The sequence below is a fragment of the Chryseobacterium sp. 7 genome (assembly GCF_003663845.1).
Taxonomy (GTDB): domain Bacteria; phylum Bacteroidota; class Bacteroidia; order Flavobacteriales; family Weeksellaceae; genus Chryseobacterium.
Genome location: NZ_RCCA01000001.1, coordinates 2,182,341 through 2,207,773, shown reverse-complemented (window position 1 = coordinate 2,207,773; position 25,433 = coordinate 2,182,341). Strand labels below are relative to the sequence as shown.

General features: G+C 37.5%; 21 protein-coding genes. 2 read left to right on the top strand and 19 right to left on the bottom strand.

Translation table 11 applies throughout. The features are described from left to right. Positions 1 to 88: 88 nt before the first annotated feature. From bioB to CLU97_RS10135, 4 genes are read right to left on the bottom strand one after another with little or no spacing between them, the layout of a single operon-like run. The gene (gene bioB, locus CLU97_RS10150; protein WP_121487823.1) at positions 89 to 1,072 is read right to left on the bottom strand and encodes a biotin synthase BioB; all 984 of its coding nucleotides are present in this window, start codon (positions 1,070 to 1,072) and stop codon (positions 89 to 91) included. Further along, positions 1,072 to 1,686 carry a dethiobiotin synthase gene (bioD, locus tag CLU97_RS10145; RefSeq protein ID WP_121487822.1) on the bottom strand — a complete coding sequence of 205 codons (615 nt, stop codon included), beginning with the start codon at positions 1,684 to 1,686 and terminating at the stop codon, positions 1,072 to 1,074. The genes bioB and bioD overlap by 1 nt, the downstream gene beginning before the upstream one ends. A 52-nt stretch (positions 1,687 to 1,738) precedes the next feature. Then, the gene (locus CLU97_RS10140; protein ID WP_121487821.1) at positions 1,739 to 2,848 is read right to left on the bottom strand and encodes an aminotransferase class I/II-fold pyridoxal phosphate-dependent enzyme; all 1,110 of its coding nucleotides are present in this window, start codon (positions 2,846 to 2,848) and stop codon (positions 1,739 to 1,741) included. Next, positions 2,841 to 3,464 carry a hypothetical protein gene (locus tag CLU97_RS10135; protein WP_121487820.1) on the bottom strand — a complete coding sequence of 208 codons (624 nt, stop codon included), beginning with the start codon at positions 3,462 to 3,464 and terminating at the stop codon, positions 2,841 to 2,843. The genes CLU97_RS10140 and CLU97_RS10135 overlap by 8 nt, the downstream gene beginning before the upstream one ends. Before the next feature lie 66 nt (positions 3,465 to 3,530). On the opposite strand from CLU97_RS10135, the gene CLU97_RS10130 reads away from it, so the two are divergent. Further along, on the top strand, positions 3,531 to 5,021 hold the full coding sequence (locus CLU97_RS10130) for a PLP-dependent aminotransferase family protein (RefSeq protein WP_121487819.1): 1,491 nt from the start codon (positions 3,531 to 3,533) through the stop codon (positions 5,019 to 5,021). Between the two features lie 263 nt (positions 5,022 to 5,284). Here CLU97_RS10130 and CLU97_RS10125 read toward each other — a convergent pair whose 3' ends face one another. The 9 genes from CLU97_RS10125 to CLU97_RS10085 form a co-directional block, all read right to left on the bottom strand. Next, the gene (locus tag CLU97_RS10125) at positions 5,285 to 6,472 is read right to left on the bottom strand and encodes a PepSY-associated TM helix domain-containing protein (protein ID WP_121487818.1); all 1,188 of its coding nucleotides are present in this window, start codon (positions 6,470 to 6,472) and stop codon (positions 5,285 to 5,287) included. A 2-nt stretch (positions 6,473 to 6,474) separates the two neighbouring features. After that, positions 6,475 to 8,892, bottom strand: coding sequence for a TonB-dependent receptor (locus tag CLU97_RS10120; RefSeq protein WP_121487817.1), 2,418 nt, complete (start codon positions 8,890 to 8,892; stop codon positions 6,475 to 6,477). Continuing rightward, positions 8,879 to 10,267 (bottom strand): AMP-binding protein, encoded by a 1,389-nt coding sequence (locus CLU97_RS10115; RefSeq protein ID WP_121487816.1) that lies wholly within the window; start codon positions 10,265 to 10,267, stop codon positions 8,879 to 8,881. The genes CLU97_RS10120 and CLU97_RS10115 overlap by 14 nt, the downstream gene beginning before the upstream one ends. A gap of 4 nt (positions 10,268 to 10,271) precedes the next feature. Next, positions 10,272 to 10,517 (bottom strand): acyl carrier protein, encoded by a 246-nt coding sequence (locus CLU97_RS10110; RefSeq protein WP_047374822.1) that lies wholly within the window; start codon positions 10,515 to 10,517, stop codon positions 10,272 to 10,274. A gap of 1 nt (position 10,518) precedes the next feature. Next, entirely contained in the window at positions 10,519 to 11,793 is a 1,275-nt protein-coding gene (locus tag CLU97_RS10105; RefSeq protein WP_228437628.1) for an MATE family efflux transporter, read from the bottom strand. Between the two features lie 124 nt (positions 11,794 to 11,917). After that, positions 11,918 to 13,729, bottom strand: a complete 1,812-nt coding sequence (locus tag CLU97_RS10100; RefSeq protein ID WP_121489700.1) for an IucA/IucC family protein — start codon at positions 13,727 to 13,729, stop codon at positions 11,918 to 11,920. Positions 13,730 to 13,736: 7 nt separating this feature from the next. Then, positions 13,737 to 15,053, bottom strand: coding sequence for a lysine N(6)-hydroxylase/L-ornithine N(5)-oxygenase family protein (locus CLU97_RS10095; protein WP_121487815.1), 1,317 nt, complete (start codon positions 15,051 to 15,053; stop codon positions 13,737 to 13,739). Then, complete coding sequence (locus tag CLU97_RS10090; RefSeq protein WP_121487814.1) at positions 15,046 to 17,454, bottom strand: GNAT family N-acetyltransferase; 2,409 nt, start codon at positions 17,452 to 17,454, stop codon at positions 15,046 to 15,048. Before CLU97_RS10090 ends, CLU97_RS10095 begins: the two co-directional genes overlap by 8 nt. Further along, positions 17,426 to 18,952 (bottom strand): pyridoxal phosphate-dependent decarboxylase family protein, encoded by a 1,527-nt coding sequence (locus CLU97_RS10085; protein WP_121487813.1) that lies wholly within the window; start codon positions 18,950 to 18,952, stop codon positions 17,426 to 17,428. Before CLU97_RS10085 ends, CLU97_RS10090 begins: the two co-directional genes overlap by 29 nt. Before the next feature lie 215 nt (positions 18,953 to 19,167). Between CLU97_RS10085 and CLU97_RS10080 the strand changes: the two genes are divergently transcribed. Next, positions 19,168 to 20,265: a TauD/TfdA family dioxygenase gene (locus tag CLU97_RS10080; RefSeq protein ID WP_121487812.1), complete on the top strand. Its 1,098-nt coding sequence runs from the start codon at positions 19,168 to 19,170 to the stop codon at positions 20,263 to 20,265. 128 nt (positions 20,266 to 20,393) lie between these two features. Here the strand turns inward: CLU97_RS10080 and CLU97_RS10075 are convergent, their stop codons facing one another. The 6 genes from CLU97_RS10075 to CLU97_RS10050 all read right to left on the bottom strand — a co-directional run bounded on the left by CLU97_RS10075 (position 20,394) and on the right by CLU97_RS10050 (position 25,427). Beyond that, on the bottom strand, positions 20,394 to 21,206 hold the full coding sequence (locus CLU97_RS10075) for an alpha/beta hydrolase (RefSeq protein WP_121487811.1): 813 nt from the start codon (positions 21,204 to 21,206) through the stop codon (positions 20,394 to 20,396). Between the two features lie 161 nt (positions 21,207 to 21,367). Next, on the bottom strand, positions 21,368 to 21,943 hold the full coding sequence (locus tag CLU97_RS10070) for a Crp/Fnr family transcriptional regulator (RefSeq protein ID WP_121487810.1): 576 nt from the start codon (positions 21,941 to 21,943) through the stop codon (positions 21,368 to 21,370). 143 nt (positions 21,944 to 22,086) lie between these two features. Then, entirely contained in the window at positions 22,087 to 22,608 is a 522-nt protein-coding gene (locus CLU97_RS10065; RefSeq protein WP_121487809.1) for a GNAT family N-acetyltransferase, read from the bottom strand. 17 nt (positions 22,609 to 22,625) lie between these two features. Next, positions 22,626 to 23,207 (bottom strand): nucleosidase, encoded by a 582-nt coding sequence (locus CLU97_RS10060; RefSeq protein ID WP_121487808.1) that lies wholly within the window; start codon positions 23,205 to 23,207, stop codon positions 22,626 to 22,628. A 102-nt stretch (positions 23,208 to 23,309) separates the two neighbouring features. After that, positions 23,310 to 24,011, bottom strand: a complete 702-nt coding sequence (locus CLU97_RS10055; protein WP_121487807.1) for a DsbA family oxidoreductase — start codon at positions 24,009 to 24,011, stop codon at positions 23,310 to 23,312. 249 nt (positions 24,012 to 24,260) lie between these two features. Beyond that, positions 24,261 to 25,427, bottom strand: coding sequence for an MFS transporter (locus tag CLU97_RS10050; protein ID WP_121487806.1), 1,167 nt, complete (start codon positions 25,425 to 25,427; stop codon positions 24,261 to 24,263). Between the last annotated feature and the right edge of the window lie 6 nt (positions 25,428 to 25,433).

Here is a 25,433-nt window from a genome sequence, read left to right as displayed (position 1 = left end):
AAATTCAAAAACAAATTTTATAATAAGTGCTATAACACCAGCAATCCAGCTCATCACTCATCATTTATCATTTATAATTCATAATTACCTAACAGCATGTTTCTTTTTTCATCATAGGTTTCAGCCCTAACGTCTCCAGCATCTGCATATCTTCAGAAACTCCAGGGTTAGGTGTTACCAATAACGTTTCTCTTTCTCCTGTAAAAATGGAGTTAGCTCCTGCCATAAAGCACCATGCCTGCTCTGTTTCGGACATTTCTATACGTCCTGCACTTAATCTTACCATAGAAGAAGGCATTACGATTCTTGCGGTAGCAATCATTCTTACCATTTCCCAAGTGTCTACTTTTTCGTTATCTGCTAACGGCGTACCTGCTACTCTGGCTAAAGCATTGATAGGAACGGATTCCGGATGTTTTGGCATAGTTGCTAAAGTTAAAAGCATTGAAATTCTGTCTCTATGGGTTTCTCCAAGTCCGATAATTCCTCCTGAACACACTGTGATTCCTGCTTTTCTTACATTATTGATTGTATTGATTCTGTTGTCAAAGGTTCTGGTAGAGATGATCTCTTCATAATACTGCTCAGAAGTGTCAAGGTTGTGATTGTACGCGTATAATCCTGCTTCCTGAAGTCTTACGGCCTGTTCTTCTGTAAGCATTCCCAGTGTACAGCACACTTCCAGACCAAGATCATTTACTCCTTTTACCATATCAATAACCCTGTCAAAATCACGGTTATTACGAACTTCACGCCATGCCGCAGCCATACAGAACCTTGAAGATCCCGAGTCTTTCGCTTTTTGAGCGTGAGCAATTACTGTTTCTGTAGGTAATAAAGCCTGTACTTTGATATTCGTGTGATAACGGGCTGCCTGTCCGCAATATGAACAGTCTTCAGGACATCCACCTGTTTTGATAGATAATAGTGTTGAAATCTGTACTTCAGAAGGATCATGCCATTCACGGTGCACGGTTGCTGCTTTATAAATCAGTTCCATCAGAGGAAGGTGATAAATTTCCTCAATTTCTTCTTTTGTCCAGTTGTTTCTCAATGTTGTTTTTGTATCCATTATCCTATTTTTGTTATTGTTAATTGCTTTGCAGCATTTTGTATAGATTCCTTATTCGTATTGCTGATTTCGGGAATCTTTATAATTTTTGTTTCTTTTTCAATAAAACTGCAGATCACTCTTTCTGTATCTTCAGGGAAATCTCCGTTAAGAATTAAATATTCCAGCTGAATTTCTCTCTGTCGTAATGCGATGATTGACAGCAAGCTGTGATTAATGCATCCTAAATAATTTCTGACTACCAGTGCTGTAGGAAGGTTTAATTCTTCAATCAGATCTATCATGAATGTAGTGTCTGATATGGGTACCATAAGTCCTCCAGCTCCTTCAACAATTAATGGACCTGCTGTTTTTGGAAGTTGAAAATCATTCAGATTAATGGTAATATTTTCTTCTCTTGCAGACTGATGTGGTGATGCTGCCAGCTGTAAACGGTAAGTTTCCGGATGGCAAAATTCGGTATCTGTCCATGCTTCAATCTTATGACTATCTGTATAGTGAAGATCTCCGGACTGTATGGGTTTCCAGTATTCTGTTTTAAAATGCTGAACCAAAACGGCTGAACAGACTGTTTTTCCTATTTCGGTTCCTATTCCTGTTATAAATAATTTCATGTAATTTGGGGTTCTGGATTTGTGTTCCGGGTTTTAAAGTTTATTTTTTGTTTTAAACAAATTCTTTAATAATCCCGGTTAATTTCATAATTTCTTCTTCTGTATTAAAGCTGTGAAGGCATATTCTTAACCGTTCACTTCCTTCTTTTACTGTTGGGCTGTAGATAGCGTAGGTTAAAAATCCTTCTTCAGATAAAGTTTGCTGTAATTCCTTTAGCTTTTGGTTGTCAGGGATTATAATAGCCTGAACCGGACTTGTTTTTGCTGACGGAGATTGTAAATTTTGGCTTCGGAAAATTTTAATATTATCCTGAAGTTTTACGGCCAGTTCATGATGCTGATCTAAAAATTCATATCCTGTTCTTATACTCATCCACTGGAAATCCTGTGCTGATGTGGTATAGATGAACGGACTTGCAAAATTGATCAGATAAGATTTCACTGTCTCACTGCAAACAATTGCAGCTCCATGAGATCCGAGAGCTTTTCCGTAGGTTATAACTGCTGCTGAAACATGATTCTGTAACTGATATTTTTCAATCAGTCCATATCCAAAAACTCCGAATGCGTGGGCTTCATCTACAATCAAAGAAGCTTTATATTTACTTGCAATTGAAGCAATTTCCTGAATAGGTGCAAAATCTCCTTCCATCGAGTAAAGACTTTCTACTGCGATATAGCAATGACCTTCTTGCTTTTTTAAAACATTTTCAAGATTCTCAAGATCATTATGCTTGAATTTCAGTTTTTTCGCATTCGATAATTTACACGCATCATGTACCGACCGATGGATCTGTTCGTCCACAATAATTGTATCGTGACGGCTGGGAAGTGTAGAAAATAAGGCCAGATTTGCATTATATCCTGATGAAAAAAGCAATGCTGAGTCAAACTGATGTTTCTGAGCAATATCCTTTTCTACAGAAACAACAATGTCACTGTTTCCACTAATCAACCTTGAACCAGTACTTCCGGAAAGCAGTTGAGGATTATTCATAACCTTTTGCAACAGCAAATGTTGTAGATCTTTATTTTTTGCAAACCCCAGATAATCATTGGAATAAAAATCAATTCCATCAGGTTGAAGCCGTAAACGCCTTAACGTTCCCTCCTCTTTTCTTTTATCAAGAGATTCCTGAAAACGAGAGCTGTTGCTAAGCATAATTCAATTGAGCTACTTCCTGGGTAATAGCGTTGATCCATTCTTCATGCAGTTCTTTTTCTATGGTCAGAATATGATCGGCATGGCGCTTCCAGTCAGATGAAAATTCATTAAGCTGATGAATCATTTCCTCCAGATGTCCTTCTTCTTCAAGAATGATCGATTTTACCATGATTTTAGAAGACGCTTCTGTAAGCACTTGTTGGTAAACAGGATAAAGCTCATCTGCACGCACTTCAATAGCATAGGTTACAAAAAGATAGGCTGCATATTTAATATCTACCTTATCAAGATTGAATGCTTTCTGAAGATAACGACAGGCTTTAATATCCAGTGAGTGAAGATATTGGCTTGTTGCAATAGGCGCCAGAAGCTCTGTGCTTTCGTAGGTTTTGCAGAGTGCAGGATTTATTTTCCCGATTTGTTTTTTTAAATAATAAGCGTGGCGGTGTTCTTCAGCAGCATGTTTCAGCTGAATCTGAGAAACCAATGTTGGATGTTCACATTTTGATATTTTTCTTGCACCGGCATTTTCCATAAAAGAAAGAGTGTTTAGCCATTTGGCGTGGGTACTTCCTTCCTGTACAATTTTTTTTAACAGATGATGAAATTCCATAGATTTTTATTTTGATGTCAAAAGTAGTATATTGCCGGATGGTTACATGGTGCCAGTTTTGATATTATGGATAGTCCGGTTAAGATTCCTTATGAAAGTTTTATAAAAATAGATAGAAAATCAGAGACTTCTATCTATTTGCAGATTGCCAATCAGCTGATCAATGCGATTCAGAGAGGATTTTTACCCTTTGGAACAAAACTTCCCGGAACCAGAACTTTCAGTGAAATGCTGGAAATCCACAGAAATACTGCGGTTGCAGTGTATGATGAACTCTCTGCGCAGGGCTGGACCGAGAGTTTTCCGAATAAAGGAACATTTGTGATTGGAAAAGATCAGGAGAAACCTGTTAAATTAAACGATTTTGAACAAAATAACCTTCAAAACTACCCTGTTTCGACTGGTTTTTCGTTCAAAACATCTAATATTCTCGATAATCCTTTTGAACATTCGGATTGTGAGTATGTCTTTAATGATGGGGTGCCGGATATCCGTTTGACTCAGATCGGACAGCATTCACGGTTTTACAGCTCTATCCTGAAACGTAAATCTAATCAGAAAGCTTTGGGACATTATAATCATGACGGAAGTGAATTTTTTAAAGAACATTTATCCCAATACCTGAATCTTTCCCGTGGACTTCCTATTTCTAAGAACAACCTACTCATCACCCGAAGTACAGAAATGAGTATTTATATTGTTTCCGAGATTCTTCTTTCGGCTGGTGATACTGTATTGGTAGGTGCTTTGAGTTATTTCTCCGTCAATATGATCTTTATGAAAGCGGGTGTTGATATTGTTTCTATTCCTATTGATGAGGAAGGTATTATTGTAGAAAGTGTAAGAGAAGCCTGTAAAAAACAGAAAATACGAATGCTTTACCTTACTCCGCATCACCACTATCCTACTACCGTTGCATTGAGTGCGCAGAGAAGATTTGAGCTGTTGGAGCTTGCCAATGAGTACGGATTTATTATCCTGGAAGATGATTATGATTACGAATTTCACTACGATAAAAGTCCAATTCTTCCGTTAGCCAGTGCTGATACGAATGGAATGGTAATTTACATCGGTTCTTTCGGAAAATCCTTGGCTCCAGGGTTTAGGACAGGTTTTATTGTTGCTCCGGAGAATCTGATGACGGAAATGCGTAAATATCTGGGGATTATAGATCGACAGGGTGATATTCTGATGGAAAGAGCACTTGGAGAGATGATTGCAGAAGGAGAAATCAACCGTTATCTGAAAAAATCTTTAAAAGTATATCAAGAAAGACGTGATTATTTTTCTGTTTTGCTGGAAGAAAATCTTGGAGATTTTATTACGTTTCAGAAACCTTCCGGAGGGCTTGCCATATGGCTGGAATGGAATATTCCACTGAATCTGATGCAACTGAGCCGAAACTGTGCTAAGGATAACCTTTTCATTCCTAAAACTTTGCTGTATCAGAATAAAGAACTTACGTCCATGCGATTAGGGTTTGGGGATCTTAATTTTGAAGAGATGAACAAAGGAATTGAGGTGTTTTCAAAAAATGTGAAGGAATTGATGGGGTGATTTATAATCAATTGAATACTTATTGGTTGGAAAACGCAAAGACGCAATTGATATAAAGATAACTTGTTTTAAGGCGAGGATTTTATCTGCGACAAAATTGATACTGGATATATAATATAAGCAAAGAGGTTATTCAGAAATGTCATTCTGAACGAAATGGAATGTAGTGAAGAATCTCTTAACCTAAGTTATTAATGAGATTCTTCCTTCGTCAGAATGGCAAAAGCCGGATTATTACCCTCTGAGATAACCTCTTCTCTTTATTAATGATGAGAAGGAAAAACAACTTTGTTTTTCTTATGTTTTGGTTTCTTCTTTTTCTTATTCAAATAAATAATAAAACCGGTAATCGGGAGTGATAAAGCGATAATGGCTGCCAGAAAATAAATAATTCTGGTAGTCAGTCCCAGAATACTTCCGGTGTGAAGATCATAATTTCTTTCTCTTAATGCGGTTCCATATCCGATATTTTTGTTTTTATAAGATTGAGATTTTAAAATTTCTCCTGAATATTGATCAAAATTAAAATGTTCATTTCTATACTGCCTTCCGTCATAAGTCAGCTCAGCATAATAGGTTCCTTCTTCCGATTTCGGAAAATTCACAAGGGCTGATTCCTTGTCTTTCAATCCTTTTTCCATAGTATTTCCAATCAGATTGAGAATATTTTCACGGTTTGAAAATTCTTCGGAAGGAATGGTACTTTTTGCTTTTTTTTCTGTAGGAGTATTTCCGTTCAGTGTGTTCTTTACCCATTTATCTACATCTTCGAAGCTCCATATCAATGCGGAATAAGAGATTAAGAGTAAAGGAATAATGGCATAGAATCCCAGCACATTATGAGCGTCATAGTTAATCCTTTTCCAATTAGCAGATGTTTTAATGAAAAACATTCCTTTCAGCATGGCTTTACTCATTTTTCGGGGATACCATATCACAAGCCCCGATAAAAGTATAATAGCCAATATCAATGTGGAATAACCGGTAATCGTTTTTCCGATTTTTTCACCTAATAGAAGCCTTCTGTGAAGGTCCAGTACAATTTCGAAGAAATCTTTTTTGGCATCTTCTACTTCCTGTACTTTTCCGGTGTAAGGATTTACGTAAATTCGATAATAATAAAGATAAGTTCCCCAATACGTCCAAGCTTCATCGTTCATTTTTAAGGTACGGAATACATAGTTTCTTGAGGGATTGGAAGGCATAACCACTCTTTTGACCTTTAAACCTTCCGGAAGTGCTCTTTCTGCTTTTTCCGTAAGCTCTGACAATGAAAGTTTGTTTCTTCCGATGTTTTCAACATAATATCTGTTGGGGTGAACAATATGTTTTAATTCTTCTTCAAAAGCCAGGATACATCCCGTAGCGGCCATGATAACAACTATAAGCCCGGACGTTAGTCCGAGCCATAGATGTAACTGATATGCAATTTTTCTAAACTTCAGCTTCATTCTTAAAATTTAAAGCTTACCTCAGCAACAAAATTACGAGGCATCTGAGCGACTACAACTCCCTGCCCTGCAAAATATTGTACATTGCCCAGGTTATTCATTTTAAATCCTAATCTGTATCTTTCTTTCTCAAGGGAAATGGAAGCATTCACTAAAGTATAGGCTGGAAATGCAAACTGTCCGGTAACGGTTTTGTTTCCGGTAATCTGTTTTCCGACACGGTTTACCCCGAAACCAACTCCAAGTCCCTGAAGTCCCTTGATTGGAAGGATATAACTGATCCATGAATTGAATACATTCGCAGGACCTGCAGATTCCGGACGACGCCCGTCTACAGTTGGGTCTGCTTTTTCGTATCTACTGTGATTGTAGGCATATCCGGCCATAATATTTAATCCCTGAACAGGGTTCATGATGGTTTCTATTTCAATCCCTTTACTTCTCTGTTTTCCATCCTGAACAACAATGTTGTACTCTTTTCCGTCACGTATTACGCCGCTTCCTCTCTGGATATTGTCAACAAGAATATCGTAATATGAAACGGTAAAATTAATCTTGTTTCTCCAAAGGTTTCCTTTCAATCCTACTTCCCACTGATTCGCCATCTGAGGTTTCATTTCTCCGCTAATATCCGGAAGCTGCTGTGCAACAGGTGCCGTATAGCTGAAACCGTTCATATAGTTACCGTAGGCAGATAACTGATCTTTAAGGATTTGGTATACAATTCCTACTTTTGGAGACCATGCAGTCTGATTGAAATCTCCGGTTCTGGTATTGTTATTCAGGTTGAGCTGTCCTTTACTTTCGTAGTGATCCATACGTAAGCTTAAAAGAGTGATCAAACGGTCTGTAATATAGGTAACGTTTGAAATGTATGCTCCATAAAGGTTTGATGCAGAATTATTTCTTACCAAAGGAGCTGTGGAAGTCTGGATTTTCTGCAGGACAAGATCTCTTGTGATATTGGCATAACCTGCTAAAGTTTGTCCGTTGATGTTATCATACACCACAATTGGGGAATGGTTGTTATTGATTGTTTGATTTAAATAATCTAATCCAATCAACACTTTATTTTTTATGCTTCCGATTTTAAATTCACCATTAAAGTTCTGCTGAATACTTGTAGAAGAAGCTTCTGAGTTCTGCCACTGTACATTACGTTCCAACGTAGCATCATTTAAATTCCCTCTGATGAACTGATATTGATACAATCCTTCTGTTTTTCTGAAGTTTCTTGAAAGTAAGGTTTGTGAAGTCCATTTATCTGAAATTTTGTAATTCGCCTCCGCTTTTACGTTGATAGATGGTGCTTTTAAAGTAATATCATTATTGGAATACGATTTTTTCCAGTCGAAGCCCAGTTCGTCCGGATTATGAGCGAAGTAAGGTCTTGTTCTCGCAAGGAAAATAATCGGTGTATTGGTTCCTTCATAATTGTAAATCTGAGCTCCTAAATTGAATTTCAATCTGTCATTCACTTCATAGCTTATCGTGGGGGCTACAAAGAATGATTTTCTGAATTCAGAATCCCTGAATCCGTTCTGATACTGATAAGCGGCATTCAAACGGAACAACATTTTTCTGGACTCCGTCATTGGGCCGTACACATCAGCAGTTACACGGTTCAGGTTATAGCTTCCCATCAGATAAGAGGCCTCTCCTCCGAAATAATCTTTCGGTTTTTTGGTTACAGCGTTGATCAAACCTCCAAAGGAAGTTACCGCACCTCCATACAATGTTCCTGAAGGTCCTTTGATCACTTCAAGACGCTCAAGATCGGCAGGATCTATTTCTCCGTTGGTGGTTGCAGGAACACCGTCTACCATGGATACTTTGGTAGGAAATCCTCTGAGGCTGTAGTAGAAACTTCCGTCTCCGGAACCTCTTCCCGGACTTCCCTGCATTTTTACCATACCCGGAACGTTTTTCAATACTTCTGAAATATCGTAAGTAAGCTGTTCTTTCATGATCTGTTGGTTGATGCTTGTGTAAGCCTGTGGATTTTCAAGCACTTTCAAAGGCATTTTAGCCACTGAAGTACTGTCTTTATCCAAAAATTTATTTCTGCTCACTGCGTATACTGTAATTCCCTCAATCACATTATTGTGTAAAGGAGCGTAGATCGCAGGGATTTCGTAGACATCTTTCAGAATTTGGATGGGTTCCCTCATCAGTTCAATGTCATTTAAAACCACCTGAAGCGTATATTCTCCAGGTGGCACATTTTCAAAGTAATATTCTCCTAAATTATTGGTTTTTGCCTGATAAGACGTGTTGACAAGTCTTAAAATAGCATTTTTTACCGGTGCTTTTTCAGACAGCATGATTTTGCCATGAATTCTGTCGCCTTGCTGTGCAGAAAGCGAATTTGAAGATAAAGCAAGACCAAGAAGTAATATAAGGGTTTTAGATGTTTTCATGCTGTAAGTTTTGTAACAGGGGATAGTTTATTTTACCGTTTTGTGATAATGGGAATGATTCTATAAGTTCTGTGCGTACATATTGGGGGTTGATGCGCAGTTTATTTTTAATAGTTTCGGTGATGATCTGAGGATCTATTTCCGGATTGTCATACAATACCACGATTTTTTTATCATTGGCATTCAGACATACGAAAGTATTGCCCTGCATTTCATTTTTAAGGATAAATTCTACCTCATCGAGATTAAGACGTATTCCGAAAAGCTTCATGATACGCTTTATTCTACCTGTGATGTAATAAATTCCGTTTTCACCTTTTCTGGCGGTATCTCCGGTATGCAGTACGGAAGGCTGCTCATAAGTGGCAAGATCCTCCAGTTTATTGGCATAGCCTCCGAAAATACTGACATGAGAAAAGAGCAATTCATCCGTTTCAGGATCAATTTTGAAGCTTCCTCTTTCTACCACATTTCCGATTGATGTTTCTTCTTCCAGCAATCCTTCTGTGGTAAGGTAAGCCATTCTTCCTCCTGCTTCCGTTTGTCCGTACTGCGCAAAAAAATCTTTTTTAAATTCATGACAATACGTGAAAATAGTTTTTCTCAATTCAGCGTTGATCACGCCTCCGGTATGGGTAAAATATCTCAGGCTTGGAGAATCTTTTCTGAAAAACCCTATTCTGTTCAGGTTTTCATAAAGGAAAGGAACTCCGCCCAAAGTACTGTAACCGTACTCCTCCATTTCGTCCCAGAATGCTTTCTGCATAATGTCTTTATCTGTACACACGATTCTTCCGGCACGCATACAATTGGTAGTGAAAATAGAGAATCCATATACGAAGTTGATCGGAACATTTAAAGGAACTACATCCGTTCCCTGAATCGGCATATATTGAAGGATGCTCAATGCGTTCTGATAAAGGCTTTCATCAGATAATTTAACGAGTTTCGGAACACCTGTTGTCCCTGAAGTACTCAAAAGGATTTTGATGTCAGGGTGAATGGTAACTTCACTCTTATAATCATCCTTTGCAAAGATGCTGATGTTGTCTGAGAATGCTTTCAGAGTATATCCTTCAATGGCTTCTCTTTGTGGATCAAAGATGTATTTCGGACGGTATTCTGCCTCAATACGTTCTTTGAATTCCTCATGCAGTTTCTGCCCTAATACAGCAATCGTATGTGCTGTTCCGTAAAAATTGAGAAGCACCTCAATGCTGGACAGCTGATTGTCATTGTACAAAAAGAGCAGTCCTTTTTCTACCGGGTTTAAGCCTAAAGACCGGTACAGTGTTCCCACCGGTATTGTTGTACCGGTGGAAGCATCTGTAAACCCCAAGTTCTTATTGGCAATTACATTTTCTAAAATTTTCATATGCTTAGTTTTCTACGAATACTTCGTATTTTTTCATTTTTTCGCGAATTTTTCCGACGGTTCCCATCTCCAGAATATCATTAAAATCAAACTTGATCTGATAAAACTGCTCAAGCGCTTCTACGATAAGAAGATGAGACATGGAATCCCATTCCGGGATTTCCTGATACGTTAGTTTTTCATCTACCAATTCTTTTTTTATTGCGATGGCAGAGGCGATAATTTCATAAAATTCTTCTGTAGTGTTCATTTTAAATTTTTATAGTTTTCCATTTTCCATTTTTAAAAATCATGAGGAATAGTACAGCCAAAACAATTTCCGAAGAAACAATTGCGGTAAATATTCCTCTCAGTTCCCACTGAAATCTTACTCCTAAGAGATAAGCCAGAGGAAGCTGAATCACATAAAACATGACGAGGTACAACAACGTTACCTGTAATATGTTTCCGGCCGCATTCAGAGCACGGCTGATTACCATTGTGAATCCTAACAGCAGATAAGCCATAGATACCACATGGATGTATTGAACCGCATATCTTGCAACTTCCGGTTCTGTAGTGAAAAATTTCACTACATATTCCGCTGCAATCTGCCAGAATAAGGCTACAAGTACCAGGTACGTCATGTTGATGGTTCCGGCTCTCCAAACTGTTTTTTCAGCACGTTCCGGTTCTCCGGCACCCAAATTCTGGCCAGTAAGAACTCCGGCAGCATTTCCTATTCCCCATGCAGGCATTGTAGCCACGGAAGCAATACGCTGGGCAATGATATATCCTGCAAGTGCTGTGGTTCCGAAAGTGGAGATGATCTTCACCATAATCAGCCAGCTGGATGTTGGGATGATATACTGTACCAATCCACCAAAGGCTATTTTCAAAATCTTTTGCAGTAAGGGTACATCAAGCTGTAAAGGAACTCTGATGCTGATGCTGGTATTACCGGACATAAATATAAAAGCCTGATATAAAACCCCTAAAAGCCTTGATAAAACTGTAGCATACGCTAATCCCATCAATCCAAAAGCAGGAATAAATCCTAATCCGAAAACAAGGATCACAGCAAAAATAATATTGGAAATATGGCAGATCCAAAGTGATTTCATAGCAATATCAGCGTCACCAGCCCCTCTGAAGAGTCCATTCACAGAAAGACGAAGAATCACAAGCCCGATACTCAGGAAAACCAGTCTTGAGAAAGAAACGCCTTCTGTTACCGTACTGGCATTGATCCCCAGAAAATCAACAATTTCTGATGCGAAAAAGCAGGAAACACCACCAATCAACACTGCAAAAAACAGAGCCAGTAAGATGATGTATTGGGCTGTTCTGCCCATTCCCTCTTTATCTTTTTCACCCGCTCTCCTGGCGGTAAGGGTTGCTGCTGCAATTCCCAAACCTACGGCAATAGCATAAGCAAAGTTGATGTAGTTATCTGTAATTCCCACAAGCCCCAGAACCTTGTCTCCTAATTTTGCGATAATCAATAGATTGACGCTCACAAAAACAGATTCCATGACAAGTTCCATCACCATGGGAATGGCAAGACTAAAGATGGAACGGTTGATACTTCCGGAAGTCAGTTCAACTTTTTCCCGGCTATGGCTCCATACGTAAAAACCGCTCCTTCTTTTAGTATATGCAGGAATTTCCTCATACTGCTGCTACTGAATTTTTATTGGCAATCTGATACAGCGGATTAGGCAGTGCTCCGTCTTTTCTCGGAATAGCAAATGCCTTGTTTTCACTATACCCGTTATTTTTCAAACGCAGACTGTTGATATAGAATCTTTTGAATGCCGGCACATACAGGTCATACTTTTCGTATCTTTCCTGAAGGTGAGTATTCTCAGCTTTATAATTTTCTACACAGTTGTGAACGAGTTCCCAGAATATTTCTTCATTAAAGTTGGAATACGTATGCAAAGCATTCGACAGATATCTGAAGAAGGCATCAAAAACGCCAAGCAAAATAAACAATGGAATATTTTCTTTGTTGGAAGACTGAATCAAACCGTCTGCAAGGTGTGCAGGAAGTTTTTCTCTGGCTTCTGTGGTAAGTACAATATCATCCACAAAATCTTTGATTACGATTCTTTTTGGAATTCCATTTTTCAAAACCACCATAATGTTTTCTCCATGTGGCGTTACACATAATGAATGCGTGTAATAAATGTGTAATAATGGGGTAAGATAAGCATCAAGATAGCTTTCAATCCATTCTTTGATACTCACACCTGCTTTTTCTGCGAATGCCTGAACCAATGGAACTCCATTTTCGTCTACATACAGTAGAGAAGCCATGGTTACCATTTGCTCATCTTCTTTCAGATAGTTTTCAGCACTTTCTCTCCATAATGCGCCAAGGAATTCATTATACTGATAAGGTACACTGGCAATAGCTCCATATTGTGGATGTAAATAAGTGATAGCAGCCTCTTCCCCTAAGAAAATAGTTTCTTTGTTCTCCAGATAAGCATCGTCTTTGATCAAACCTTTTACCCAATCTGTAATGGCCGGAGCAATTTTCATCTGCTTAGGAGATAATCCCCTGATATTTCCTGTGCTCAGAATAGAAACAGCCGTTTTCAGGTATCTTTTTTTAGGATGATCTACATTGAATAAAGTACGGATACTCTGCTGTGGACTGTACGTATCACTACCCTCTCCTAATTGGATTAAAAGCCCGGAAGCAATATCTCCTGCGAAATGGATTTGAAGCTTATGCTCCCACTGCCATGGATGTACAGGGATAAAATGATAATCTTCAACAACCTTTCTTTTGTTCAACAACTGCTGCTGAAAATCATTATATAGATTTTCTCCTATTTCAGAACGATAAAATTCTTCTCTGTTAATATGTTCCAAAGACTGAAATGATGATCTGCTTTTATGAGAAGCCAGCCAGATTACTTTTAAATTTTCATCTGCTTCAGGAGCGTATGTTTTCAGATCACGTGGAGAAAAACCTAATCGGCTTTTGTTCACAATGACCCACGGATGTCCGGTCATATTGTGTTCTACCGTCTGATAATCTGCATCAGCAAGATCTTTTGAAGACATTACACCTTTAGATAAAATCAAAGCATCACAATACAACGTATGCAGTAATTCTTCTGTATATCTTGCAATGGTATAAGGATCTAAGTCAAAAACAGTCTGCATTTCCAAAAAGAAAGCTGCTACATCCACAGAAGACAGGTCTTCACCGTTTTCTGTTTTTGTAATGCTGTCTTTATCAATATGCCAGTAATCCATCATTCTCTCTTGTCCGCGGAAGCTGTAGATAATATTTTCAACTCCGGTTTCAAGGGTAAAAACAGTATATCCGTTTTTATTTTCAAAGGTCACCACAGGCTTTAGAAGCTCTTCATGCATCAGTTCTGCGATGGTTTTGGCCATTAGGTTTCTGTTAGCCTGATTCCAGTTTTCCTGGCTTACTGTATTTTTTAAGTTGGTGTTCATTTTTTGATTAAATTTTGGCAGTTGGTAAATCAGCATATTTTTCTACATCGAAATCCTGGAAAGCAATTTTCTTTTCAATTTTATAATGCTCTCTTCCCAGAATATCATTGATGATGTAGGAATTACGGTACGCAGCCATTCCCAGATCTGTAGAAATATAGCTGTGAGTATGAACTTCGGCGTGAAGCACATAGATTTCTCCTCCGTTGTGGTCTATTGAATAATTTCTGTTAACATCAAATAATCCGCTGGAATCTCTCTTGATTCTATCCTGAATATTCTTTAAGAAGGCAGGCTCGTGATAACGATATCCTGTTCCTAAAATCAGATAATCCGCTTCCTGATCATAAGGTACTTCCTGTTCCAGTTGGGTAAATTCAAGATTGATGAAGTCAGGATTACTGTTGTCTACTCTATTCAGCTGGCTGTTAGGAATAATTTTAAGATTAGGATCAGCATTATCGATATTCAGATCATAAATGAAGTCATAGATATCATTGATCAGATCGTAATTGATCCCTTTAAACTGAGCTTGCTGCTTGCTTAAAATGGTTTTCCTTGCAGATTCGCTTCTGTTGTAGAAATATTCTACATAATCAGGTGAAGTAAGCTCCAGCGTCAGTTTAGAATATTCCATAGGGAAAAATCTGTCCGGACGGGAATACCATCCCAGTTGTGTTTCTTCATTTCTGTTTTGAAGAAGATCATAAAAAACTTCTGCTGAACTCTGGCCAGAACCGATAATTGCTATTTTTTTACCCTGAGACAAAAGTTCTTCTTTTCTATACAGATAAGAACTTGTATGAATAACACGGGAATCATCCTTCGGAATGAAAGAAGGAATATGAGGCTGTGTCCCTGTTCCCAAAATCAGTCTTTCCGTTTTGAAAACCGCAGTTTCTTTGGTTTTGGTGTGAATCGTAGTTACATGATATAAACCATCTTCATAAGTAATATCCACTACTTGAGTAGAAAAACGGCATTGTGGAAGCTGTTCAATCACCCATTGGCAGTAACGGTTGTATTCTTTTCTCGGAATGAAAAAATCTTCTCTGATAAAAAACTTATACAGTCTTCCGGTTTCTTTCAGATAGTTCAAAAGGCTTAAAGGATTCGTAGGATCAGCCATGGAAACGCAGTCGCATAAAAATGGGGTCTGCAGGGTTACATGGTCAATCATCAGTCCCGGGTGCCAGTCGAAACCATCTCTCTGGTCCAGGAAAAGGGTTTTCAGTTCTGAAATCGGATTGGATAATGCGGCAAGTCCCAGATTGAAAGGGCCTATACCTATGCCTATTACATTGTATACGGCTTCGTTAGTCATTTTTTGTGATGTTTGTGGTGATTTGTACCTCTTTATTCTGTGGGAATTTTTCCCAGTACCATTCTCTGTAACAGAAGTTCAGATTGGCTTTTTTATGAGGCATTTCTATTACTTTATCTACTTTGAAGCCTACATGGGCTTTATTCATCATAGATGCAAGAGAGTCTACAGATCCTTCTCCTACCATTTTTCCTACCTGTGGCTGTGCAAAAACATAGTCAACCATAGATTGAGTGGATGGAGATACAAATTTCTTTTTAGGATCAATAGGTGCAATAAACTGGTGTGTTCCATAATCGGTAGGCAGTACTTCATAATAATCTCCTACGATATCTCTGCAAGCCCAATACACTTCAATATTACAAGAAGGTTCATCGTTTCCTGCGATGATATAACTGTGAGCTTCATCACTTGGAAGCATCAGCCTGTAGTAGGTTTCAAGCTCATCTATCGGCCAGTTCATCTGCCAGATTTTTACAGCATGTTCACGGTTGAACCATTCATGAAGCATTTCAAGGTCATTTTCAAGATCTATAGGACGCATACTCATAGTTACATCTTCTTTCTGGAAATACCTTTTAAAGAAAACTTCTGTTCCCTGAGGATTGATTAACTGATCCGAGAAGAAATGTTTGTGAAGAAGATTCGGAACTTTCGCATAAGCAATAGATGCCGCATTCACTCCTCCGTCTAAATCAGCTACAGCCGATTGTAAGTTAGATTTAACCGCCCAATATCTTTGATTCAAAGCATAATCCGTTAACGATGAAGGTTCAGTTTCATGAAGATTTTCAAACTCCCTGTATAGAATATGGATTAATCTTCTTTCTTTAACCAGTCCCGTTTTGCCTATTGAAGCAATCAGTGCGCTCAGGTTACTTACCAAAAGATGATGAGAAACAATATCCAGAAGACGCTCATCTCTGATAAAAAGGTCTTCCACTTCAGGATAATCTTTGATCAGGGATTCATATTTTCCTTTGACACTTTCTTTGATCAAATATCCTTGTCCGTCTCTTACATAAATAGATTGAGGAAGCAATTGATTATCCAATTGTACAAGCAGATTCTGCTGATGAACTTCAGGAGCCATACCTAATTGATCGTACAACCTGTTTAAAGGAGAGAGCAATAGATTTACATACTTTTCAAACCAGATAATAGCTGCTTTTTCTACATCTACACCCAATTGATTCGCAACATTTTTAAAGAAATGCGTTGTAAAATTAAACCCATCTGTAGATTCATCCTGACAAAGTCTTGCTAATAAAATCACCTTATCTTCATTTGAAAAAGGATTTTCACGGAGCAGTATATTAAGACTGTCCATATTCTTTCCTCCATAATGAACACTTAACGTGGAAGGTTCCAGCAATAATTTAAAATTCGGGAAATTTTGCTCAAATGAAGCTTTTTCATGCTGCCACCAGATTGCCGAAGCATAACCTCTGTTGAGATCTTTTAAGCTATTTGTTCTTACAGAGCCTGTCATTAAAACATGCAAAGAGAACTTTAACATCCAGCTAAAGTCCGGATTGTATACCGTTCTTATTGAAGATGTTGCGTAAAAATCCTCACCTAATGGTCCGATGTGAATAATTTTCCCGGAACCCAACATTTCAGGGTATTCTGCGGTTGATAAAAGATATTGTGCCTCCCATGGATGGCATGGAACGATGTAAAAATCATTTGTGTTTTCAAAATCGTAGCTTTCCGGTAAAGAAGTCCATTTTTCGAAGATCTCTTTTGCCGAAATCCCTGGAAGAGATTTTTCTGTGATGCAGTCTTTGTGAATCAGGAAATAATCCAGTTGAAATCCTTTCCCGAATTCAGGACCATATAAAAGCTGTTCTTCCTCCGAGAATCCCATTCTTGATTTGGTGAAAGGATGCAGATTGTGTCCGGCAGGAAGCATTTGCTCAGATTCAAGGAAAGAATAGGTCAACAGCTGATCATCCTGAAGACAAGCTTCTGTTGTCAGTTCCAGATTTCTTAAGCTGCTTTGAATTCTTTCCACAAAGTTTCTGAAACCCGTTTCGTTTGTAGTCTCAGAAAGTTCTCTGTAAACCAGTTCAGTAAGCTTTTGATCATTAACTTCAAAAACTTCCTGATTTTGATGATCCACTGCCCACAAAACAGGTCCGTATTCATGAAAAAGGGTTTCGGAACGATAAGAAACCGGAGCAAATAAAAACAGTCCGCTTTTCTTCATTTCAAATCTCATATACAGCGGATAATTGCTATTCTGAAGAGCTTTTGCTGTCAGAAGATCATATTTCGGAACGCCCTGATAGAATTTTCCGTTTCCCAGTTCTCTCAACATTCCGTTCAACAGAATTCTGAAAGTAATTTCCCGGGCTTTTTCTCCTGTTTTATTTTTCTGAATTAAAGTCTTTTCCATGATTTTTGATTGTGGTGAGAATTTGATGAATGTCTTCTGTAGTCGTAATCGGGTTCAGGAACGTAAACTTCAGATAGAAGTTTCCATCCACTTTTGTACTTGCTACAAGGATTTCTCCACTGTAGAACAATTTCATCTTGATGTATTGATTCAGCGCATTCAGATCACTGATTTCCGGATTGATATATCTGAAAACAAGAACACTTAAGTCAGAATCAGAAAGAAGCTCAAAATCTGCATCTTCCGTAATCATTGCGGCGGCATCTTTGGTAAGATCAATCACTGTATCTGTATATTCTGCTAACTGTTCTTTCCCCATCATTCTTATGGTAAACCAAAGTTTTAAAGCATCAAATCTTCTCGTACTCTGGGTAATGGATTTATTGATCTGTGCCGGAATTTCCTCTTCGTCCATTTCTTTCGGATTCAGATAATCGGCGTGATGTTTAAGAATCAGGAGTTCTTTTTTGTTCTTAACAATAAAAGCACTGCTGCTGATAGGCTGGAAGAATGATTTGTGGTAATCAATCGTTACAGAATCTGCTCTTTCAATACCATTGATCAGGTCACGGTACTTTTCACTTAATAATAAAGCACAACCGTAAGCTGCATCTACATGCATCCAGATGTTATATTGTTCTGCGATATTGGCGATATCATCTAATGGATCGATATTTCCAAAGTCTGTGGTTCCAGCTGTTGCTACAATACCAATAGGGATGTTTCCCAGCTGTTCTTCTCTCTTGATATACTTTTTCAAAAGAGAAATATCCATACGGAAACGGTCATCAGTAGGTACTTTAACAATACTTTTTTCACCCAGTCCCATAATGGACGCATTTTTCAGATTGCTGAAGTGAGATTTATCTGAAACAAATATTCTGAAACGGCTTGCCTCTGCTGGCAGACCATCCATTTTAATATTGTGATGATATCTTTTCTGAGAAAAACAGTCACGCATCATGACCAATCCCATTAAATTGCTCTGTGAGCCCCCCGCGGTGAAAACACCATCGCTCACATTCGTATTATATCCGATCTGACCGGCAGTCCAGTCGATTAGTTTTCTTTCCATGAAAGTTCCCCCTGCGCTTTGATCATAAGTATCCTGTGAAGAATTGATGGCACTTACAAGAATTTCTCCTGCCAATGCCGGGATTACTACAGGACAGTTAAGGTGAGCTACATATTGTGGAAGGTGAAAAGCAGTGGCATGTTTTACATAGATTTCGTCTACTTCTGTAAGCAGCTCATTATAATTAGATAATTTTTGATTAAGATCAATCTGTTGTACCATTCCTTTCATTGTTTTGGCTTCTATACCACTGAAAGGCTTGTTGTTTCTGTGAAGAAATTCCTGAACCAGGTCTAAAGTACTGTTGACAGCATTACGATAATGATCATAATTGTCAGGATGAAAAATATTCCCAAAATTCCCCGAAATGTGAGGTGAAGTGGTGCTTGCGAGCTCTTCTAGGGATATTAAATTGTTGTTCATAAAAGTTTTGTAATGTGATTTTTTAATCTGTGAGTTGTTGTGGTTTTTTCGATATACGACTATATATATCTGATAGTCAGGTTTTTAAATTTTACATTTTTTATTATAATTTATTTGGTGATTACGTAATTATTACTAAATTTGAACCAGCTATTGTTATTTAGAATAATTAAAAACAAAGATAAAAATTATTACTTAACACCAAATTTTTTTTAATGAATTCTACAGAAATTTTAGATAAAGACTGTTTAACAGCGGTAAAACTGCTTCCTACGGTCATAGAAGTCACCTCTCAGGAAAGAAGAATGATAAAAGATGCGGCGCTGCATCTTCAGAAAAAGTATGACAATTATGAAAACCGTGATTTTATAAAGCATGTACATCAGCTGGCGTCTTATTTCTTACCGGAGAGAATTTTAAATATAGCGGCTGATTTTGCGAGTGACTTTTCAAAAAATCAATATGGTGCACTGATCTTTACAGGATTAATGGATATAGATCAGGAGGATATAGGATCTACCCCTCCCAATTGGCAGGCAGCAGATTATTCGAAATTTAATTTATATGGTTTTGCGTGTGCTCTTATTCATGGGGCACTTCCATCAAAGCCTGTGCAATATTATTCACAACGTAAAGGAGGCGGACTGATCCATGCCATTATTCCTGATGAAAAAATGAAGGAAACACAAACCGGATCAGGGTCTTCAACAGATTTATATGTGCATACTGAAGATGCTTTTCTGAAACATCAGGCCGATTTTTTAAGCTTTATGTATGTAAGAAATGAAGAGCAGGTTCCTTCTACCCTTTATTCTATCCGTTCTCATGAGTCTATCGGGGAAAATTACAGACCTCTTTTTGAGCGTATTTATAAAATCCCGAAAGATGCCAACCTGGAAACGGGAGATAATGAAGAAGAGACGTTAGATTCTGTACTGTATGGTAATTATAGTCTTCCGTTTATGAGATTTGATGCTGCGGAACAGCTTTTCAATTCAAGCATAAGACAATCGGAGGAAGCGCAAAGTACACTGCATGAGTTCTGGGAAGAAGCCAGACATTTGATTTACTCAGGATTTACACCTCAGGCAGGAGACGTTATCCTTGTAAACAATCATTTATGTGCTCACGGGAGATCGGCTTTCCGTGCGGGCGTAAGAAATATTGACGGAATAGAACATCCGTGTGAGAGAAGAATCATGCTTCGTATGATGAGTAAAGTGAGTCTTATCGATATGAGAGCACATACACTTACAGAAGATCCGTTTTTTGTGATAGAAGAACATTTGGGTAAAAACTTTCAACATTTTTAATATGCTGACTTATTAGCAATTTTTAACATCAATCAATCGAAATCCTTTTTGCGCATAGCTCAAAAAGGATTTTTTTTTTGATTTTAAGTTTTGGCCTTAGCCGAAACCTAAAATCAATGGGGTATAATTTACTGTTTAAAAAACCTGTCAAATAAAGACAATTGCTCAGATAATGATCTGCTCCAATATTCCGGGACGTGTCCTCCCAAAGATTCTGTGTAGAGATGCTGAACCTTCATTTCTGTCAGTTTTTTATGAAAATTTCTATTCATGTAGATCATTTGGGTATCTTCTGTTCCGCAATCGAAAATATATTGCTGCTCTGCTCCGGCCATCAGTTTTATTTTGCTGTCTGTCAGGAAATTCGGATTGATAGAATCCAGTGGTCCAAGCACTTTATTCACCATATATTTCTGATAGCCTTCTCCAAAAGAATTGAAATCCAAAGCTCCGCAAGAACTTCCTACAATACCAAATGTTTTATTATAAGTAACTCCGATATTGGTTGCACCATAACCTCCCATACTCCAACCCAAAATTCCGCGGGATTTTTTTTCTGTTTTTACCGGATAATTTTTATCAATAAACTCTACCAGCTCTTTCCCAATAAAGGTTTGATATTGGGAATCTTTTATTATCGGACTGTCCACATACCATGAACTGTAGTTACCATCCGGAAGTATATAGATGGTTTTAAATTCCTGTGCTTTTTTAACCAGATCCGGAATATCCTGCTTAATAATTCTGTCCGGATTACCACTGAAACCGTGAAGAATATAAACTGATGGATAAGTTGTGTTAGGTTGAAGATTAGGGATAATGATTACTGTTTTAATTTTTTTATTCATTTTCGGACTGAAAATTTCCTGATGAATAATTTTTTGTGCTGATAGCTGAATACATGCCGTCAGTACAAATACAATGTTGATAAGCTTCTTCATGTTGAAAAATATTTAATGAATTATAATCACAGGTTATTAATGGTAGAACATATAATGTACCAATGATCTTTTGACAGAGCAAAATTGCGGCAGAAAAAGAGAAAAAGCCTCAACATATGTTGAAGCTTTTGTTAATTTATTTTCTAGTTGAATTTACAATCTCAGCTAACATCCTTTTTGATCCGGCTTAGCTGTGTAGGGGTTATTCCTAAATAAGAAGCGATGTGATGCTGTTTCAGTCTGTTATATAAAGATGGATTTTCCAGTAATTGTAAATACCGTTTTTTTGCGGTTTCATATTTTAGAGAGACTTCAAGTGGTTCCTTTTTTACTACCCAATTTTTTTCCAGATAATACAGATGAAAAAGAGCCAGATCATGATGTTTTTTTAGCAATTCACGGTAGGCTTTTGCAGGGTATTGTATCACTGAGCAGTCTTCCAGTGCAATGATATTGAAATTGCTGGGTTCATTTTTAATAATGGCTGCTGTGGAAGCTACAAAATTGTTTTCTTCGAAGAAGATTTTATAAATATTATTCCCTTGTTCATCCTCTGTATAATAGCCTATCAATCCGGACTTTACAAAATAATAATACCTTCCCATAGACCCGGATTCCAGCAGAAGATCATTTTTGCGGTAATATTCTTCCGTACAGATATCTGATAAATCTTTAACTGTTTCCTCGGATAAAGGATAATACTGATTAATATGTTTTACAAACTCTGAATGGTTCATTTGGAAATATTTTACTCAAATACAATTGCCTTACTTTCTGTCATTGAATCACAAAATTTCTGATAAAAAATTTAAAACTAATTTTTCTCAAATTTTAAAACACAATCATCTGTGAAAATCTACGTCATCCGTGATTAAAAAGTTTAATCCAGTATTTTTTTCATCATCAGATCCGTTTGTTCTTCTTCTCCCAATCTGAAAATATGTTTATCAAATTCAACGAATCCGTTTTTTCTATAAAATTGTAAAGCTCTCAGGTTCTCTTCCCATACTCCAAGCCACAAGTAAGATTTCTTGAGTTGCTGAGCAATTTCCAAAGCCTGATCATAAAGTAATTGTCCAACTTTTTTTCCATGATGGCTTTTCTTTACATAGATTCTTTCAATTTCAAGGCTCTTATCATCCTGAAGTTCTGTTTGGGCATTGCCCGTATTTACTTTAAGATAACCTACAGGATTGTCTTCTTCCCATGCAATATAGAAATGAGAATCAGGGTTATTGAGCTCCGATTTTATCTTTTCGGTATTGAAGCTTTCTTCCAGATATTTTTTCATAGCTTCTTCCGTATTATCTTCTGCAAAAGTTTCAGAAAACGTTTCTATACCTAAACTTTGTATAATTTCTACGTCCTCAGCTGAGGCTTTGTTAATAATGATTGAGCTCATGATGGTAAGATTAAATGTTATGAAAAAAGAATTTTCTTAAAAGCTTCAGAAGCCAGGTGAACCTGTACACTCCAGTCATCTGCAGCATCGCTTCCGGCATCATCGGAGATATATTTCAGGCATAGAAACGGGATGTTTTCCTTTTGGGCAATCAATGCCAGTGGATAAGCTTCCATGTCTACGATATTATAATCGGTTTCGGAATGATTCATTTCAAAGCTATCACCACTTCCGCAGATTCCCTCTTTCAGAGTATCCATTTTAAGACCGTATTCCAACACTGGAGGAACCCCGGACAGTGGTGTTTCATAGAGTTTAAAACCAAGGCCGCGTACATCCATATCTCTCTGGATGAACTTTGTACAGCATACCACTTCGCCTTTGTGAAATCCTTTACTTCCGGCAGAACCTAAATTCACAATCAGTTTAGGTTTTCTAGCATGAATTTCTTTGGTTAATTCAATTGCTGCGTTCACCTTTCCGATGCCGGTAATTAATTTATTTTTATCGTTGAATACTGTTCCCGCTTCGGAATCTAATGCAAAAACAAAAAGGGTATCATCAATTGAATAATGACTTTCGTTGTTAATTTTTATCATTGAAAAATCAGATTTATACAGCTATTGGCGCTGTATGACAAAGATACGAGACTCTATTCAATTAAAAACCCCAAAATAGTTTTATTTTGGGGTTTTGATATCTTAAATGCTGCATCCGTCTGCATCACAGGAGGCTCCGTTTTCACCGGAAAGATCCTTAAACGGACTCACCGTTTCTTTATAAGTTTGCTGAAGTGCATTTTCAAATACTTCCGCAGGCTGAGCACCGGAAACGGCATATTTACCATTCAGAACAAAGAAAGGAACTCCGGAAATACCATTGTTTCTCGCTTCCTGAATATCCTGGTTGACTTCATCGTCTAATTGATCCGTTGTAACTGCCTGTCTTGCTTCTTCTTTATCAATTCCTAAATTTTCAGCAAGAGATACTAAAATTTCTGCATCTCCTACATTTTTCCCGTCAATAAAATGAGCAATAAATAATGCTTCTTCCATTTCATTGGATTTGTTGTGCTTTTTAGCCAAATGAAGCAATTTATGAGCACTGAAGGTATTGGTAATTAGAGTTTTTTCAAAATTAAAATCAATTCCCGCTCCTTTTCCCATTTGAGTTACCTGACCAAGCATTTGGGTAGCCTGAGCTTCAGGGAAACCTTTCTTTTCTCTGAAATATTGAAGGGTATCCTGAGTTTCTTTCGGATCTAAACTTGGATCCAGCTGAAAGCTTTTCCACTCTACTTCAACTTCATCTTTAAAAGGAAGCTTATTCAAAGCCTGCTCAAAATTATTCTTTCCGATATAACAAAACGGACACATCACGTCCGACCAGATTTCTATTTTCATTGTATTTAATTTTACATCAAAAAACTGTTTAAACTTATCAAATAATATAAAACCATTAAGAAAGATTTAAGTAATAAAGTATAGTTAAGATGAATCATTCTGATTTTTAAGCTTAAAGCGAAGCTCATCTTACTACTCTTAAATGCTTAATTATAAATCTTAATGGATCAAAATAAAAGTTTAACCCAGTTTCAAATTAATAATGCAAAGATAGTGTATTTTATTTAATGTAACAAAAATTATTACAGTTTAACTCTGACAGGTGGAAAGCACCTGACTACGTTTCTTTACTATCATTTTTAAGATCATCATCAGAAATGCAAGAAGCCCAAAAACAACGCCTATCCATGGAATATACTCTACGCCCTTTGTAACGATTACCCATCCTCCGATTGTAGTTCCCACCGTAACTCCAAGATTTCCGAAAGATGTAGCAAGGCTGTTGGCAAACTCCAGAGATTCCGGTGCTGAAGAAATCATATACGTAGATGCATTCAAAAAGCTTGGTGAATACAGAAACCCCCAGATTCCAATAACTGCTATCGTTGCCCATAAGTTTCCATCAGAAAAATAGAGAAGAATTGGCACTAGAATGGTTCCGGAAAGAAAAATAGCGGTTGTACCTGCTACATTTCTATTGAGCATTTTTCCGGCAACTCCATTGGCCAATACTCCGATAATTCCGAATAACAAGAGCATATAGCTTACCATTGATGTATCCATTCCTTTCGCTTTGTTCAGATAATCTGCAAAATAACTGTAGGTAGAAAACCAGGCTGTAATCATGAAAAAATTAGTCAGTGTACTCAGAACAAATGGTGTTTGCTTCAATATTCTGATCTGATTTCCATAAGATTTCTTCTCTTTCACAGGCATGGGAGGAAGCAGGAAATAAATAATCGCCAAAGCAATCAAACTTACTACAGTCTGTATCATAAATGAATATTCCCAAGACCAAAGCCCTGCAATCCAAGTGGCAAAAGGCACTGTAGTTACCATTGCAATAGCTACCCCATTAAAAACAATTCCCATCAATTCGTTCTTTTTTCGTTGATCTGCTTGAGATACCGCTACTGATAGTGCTGTCGCAATATAAACTGGCTGAAGAAATGCAGGTAAAATTCTCACCAGCATCAACAGCCAGAAAGGCGGTGAAAAAGATGATACAAATCCTGTAATCAGAAACATGAAAATAGCAACGAGCATTATTTTTTTACGGTCAAAACCTGATGTAAGCAAGGTCATAAAAGGTCCCGTAAGCGCAATTATCAAAGCAAAAGCACTTAAAAGATACCCCGCTTTGTCTATACTGATGTTATAATGCTCTGCAACCTGCGGGAGAATTCCGATGATCCCAAATTCTGTGGTAATAACAGCTATAAATCCCAGACATCCAATGTATGCATATTTTTTCATGATCCT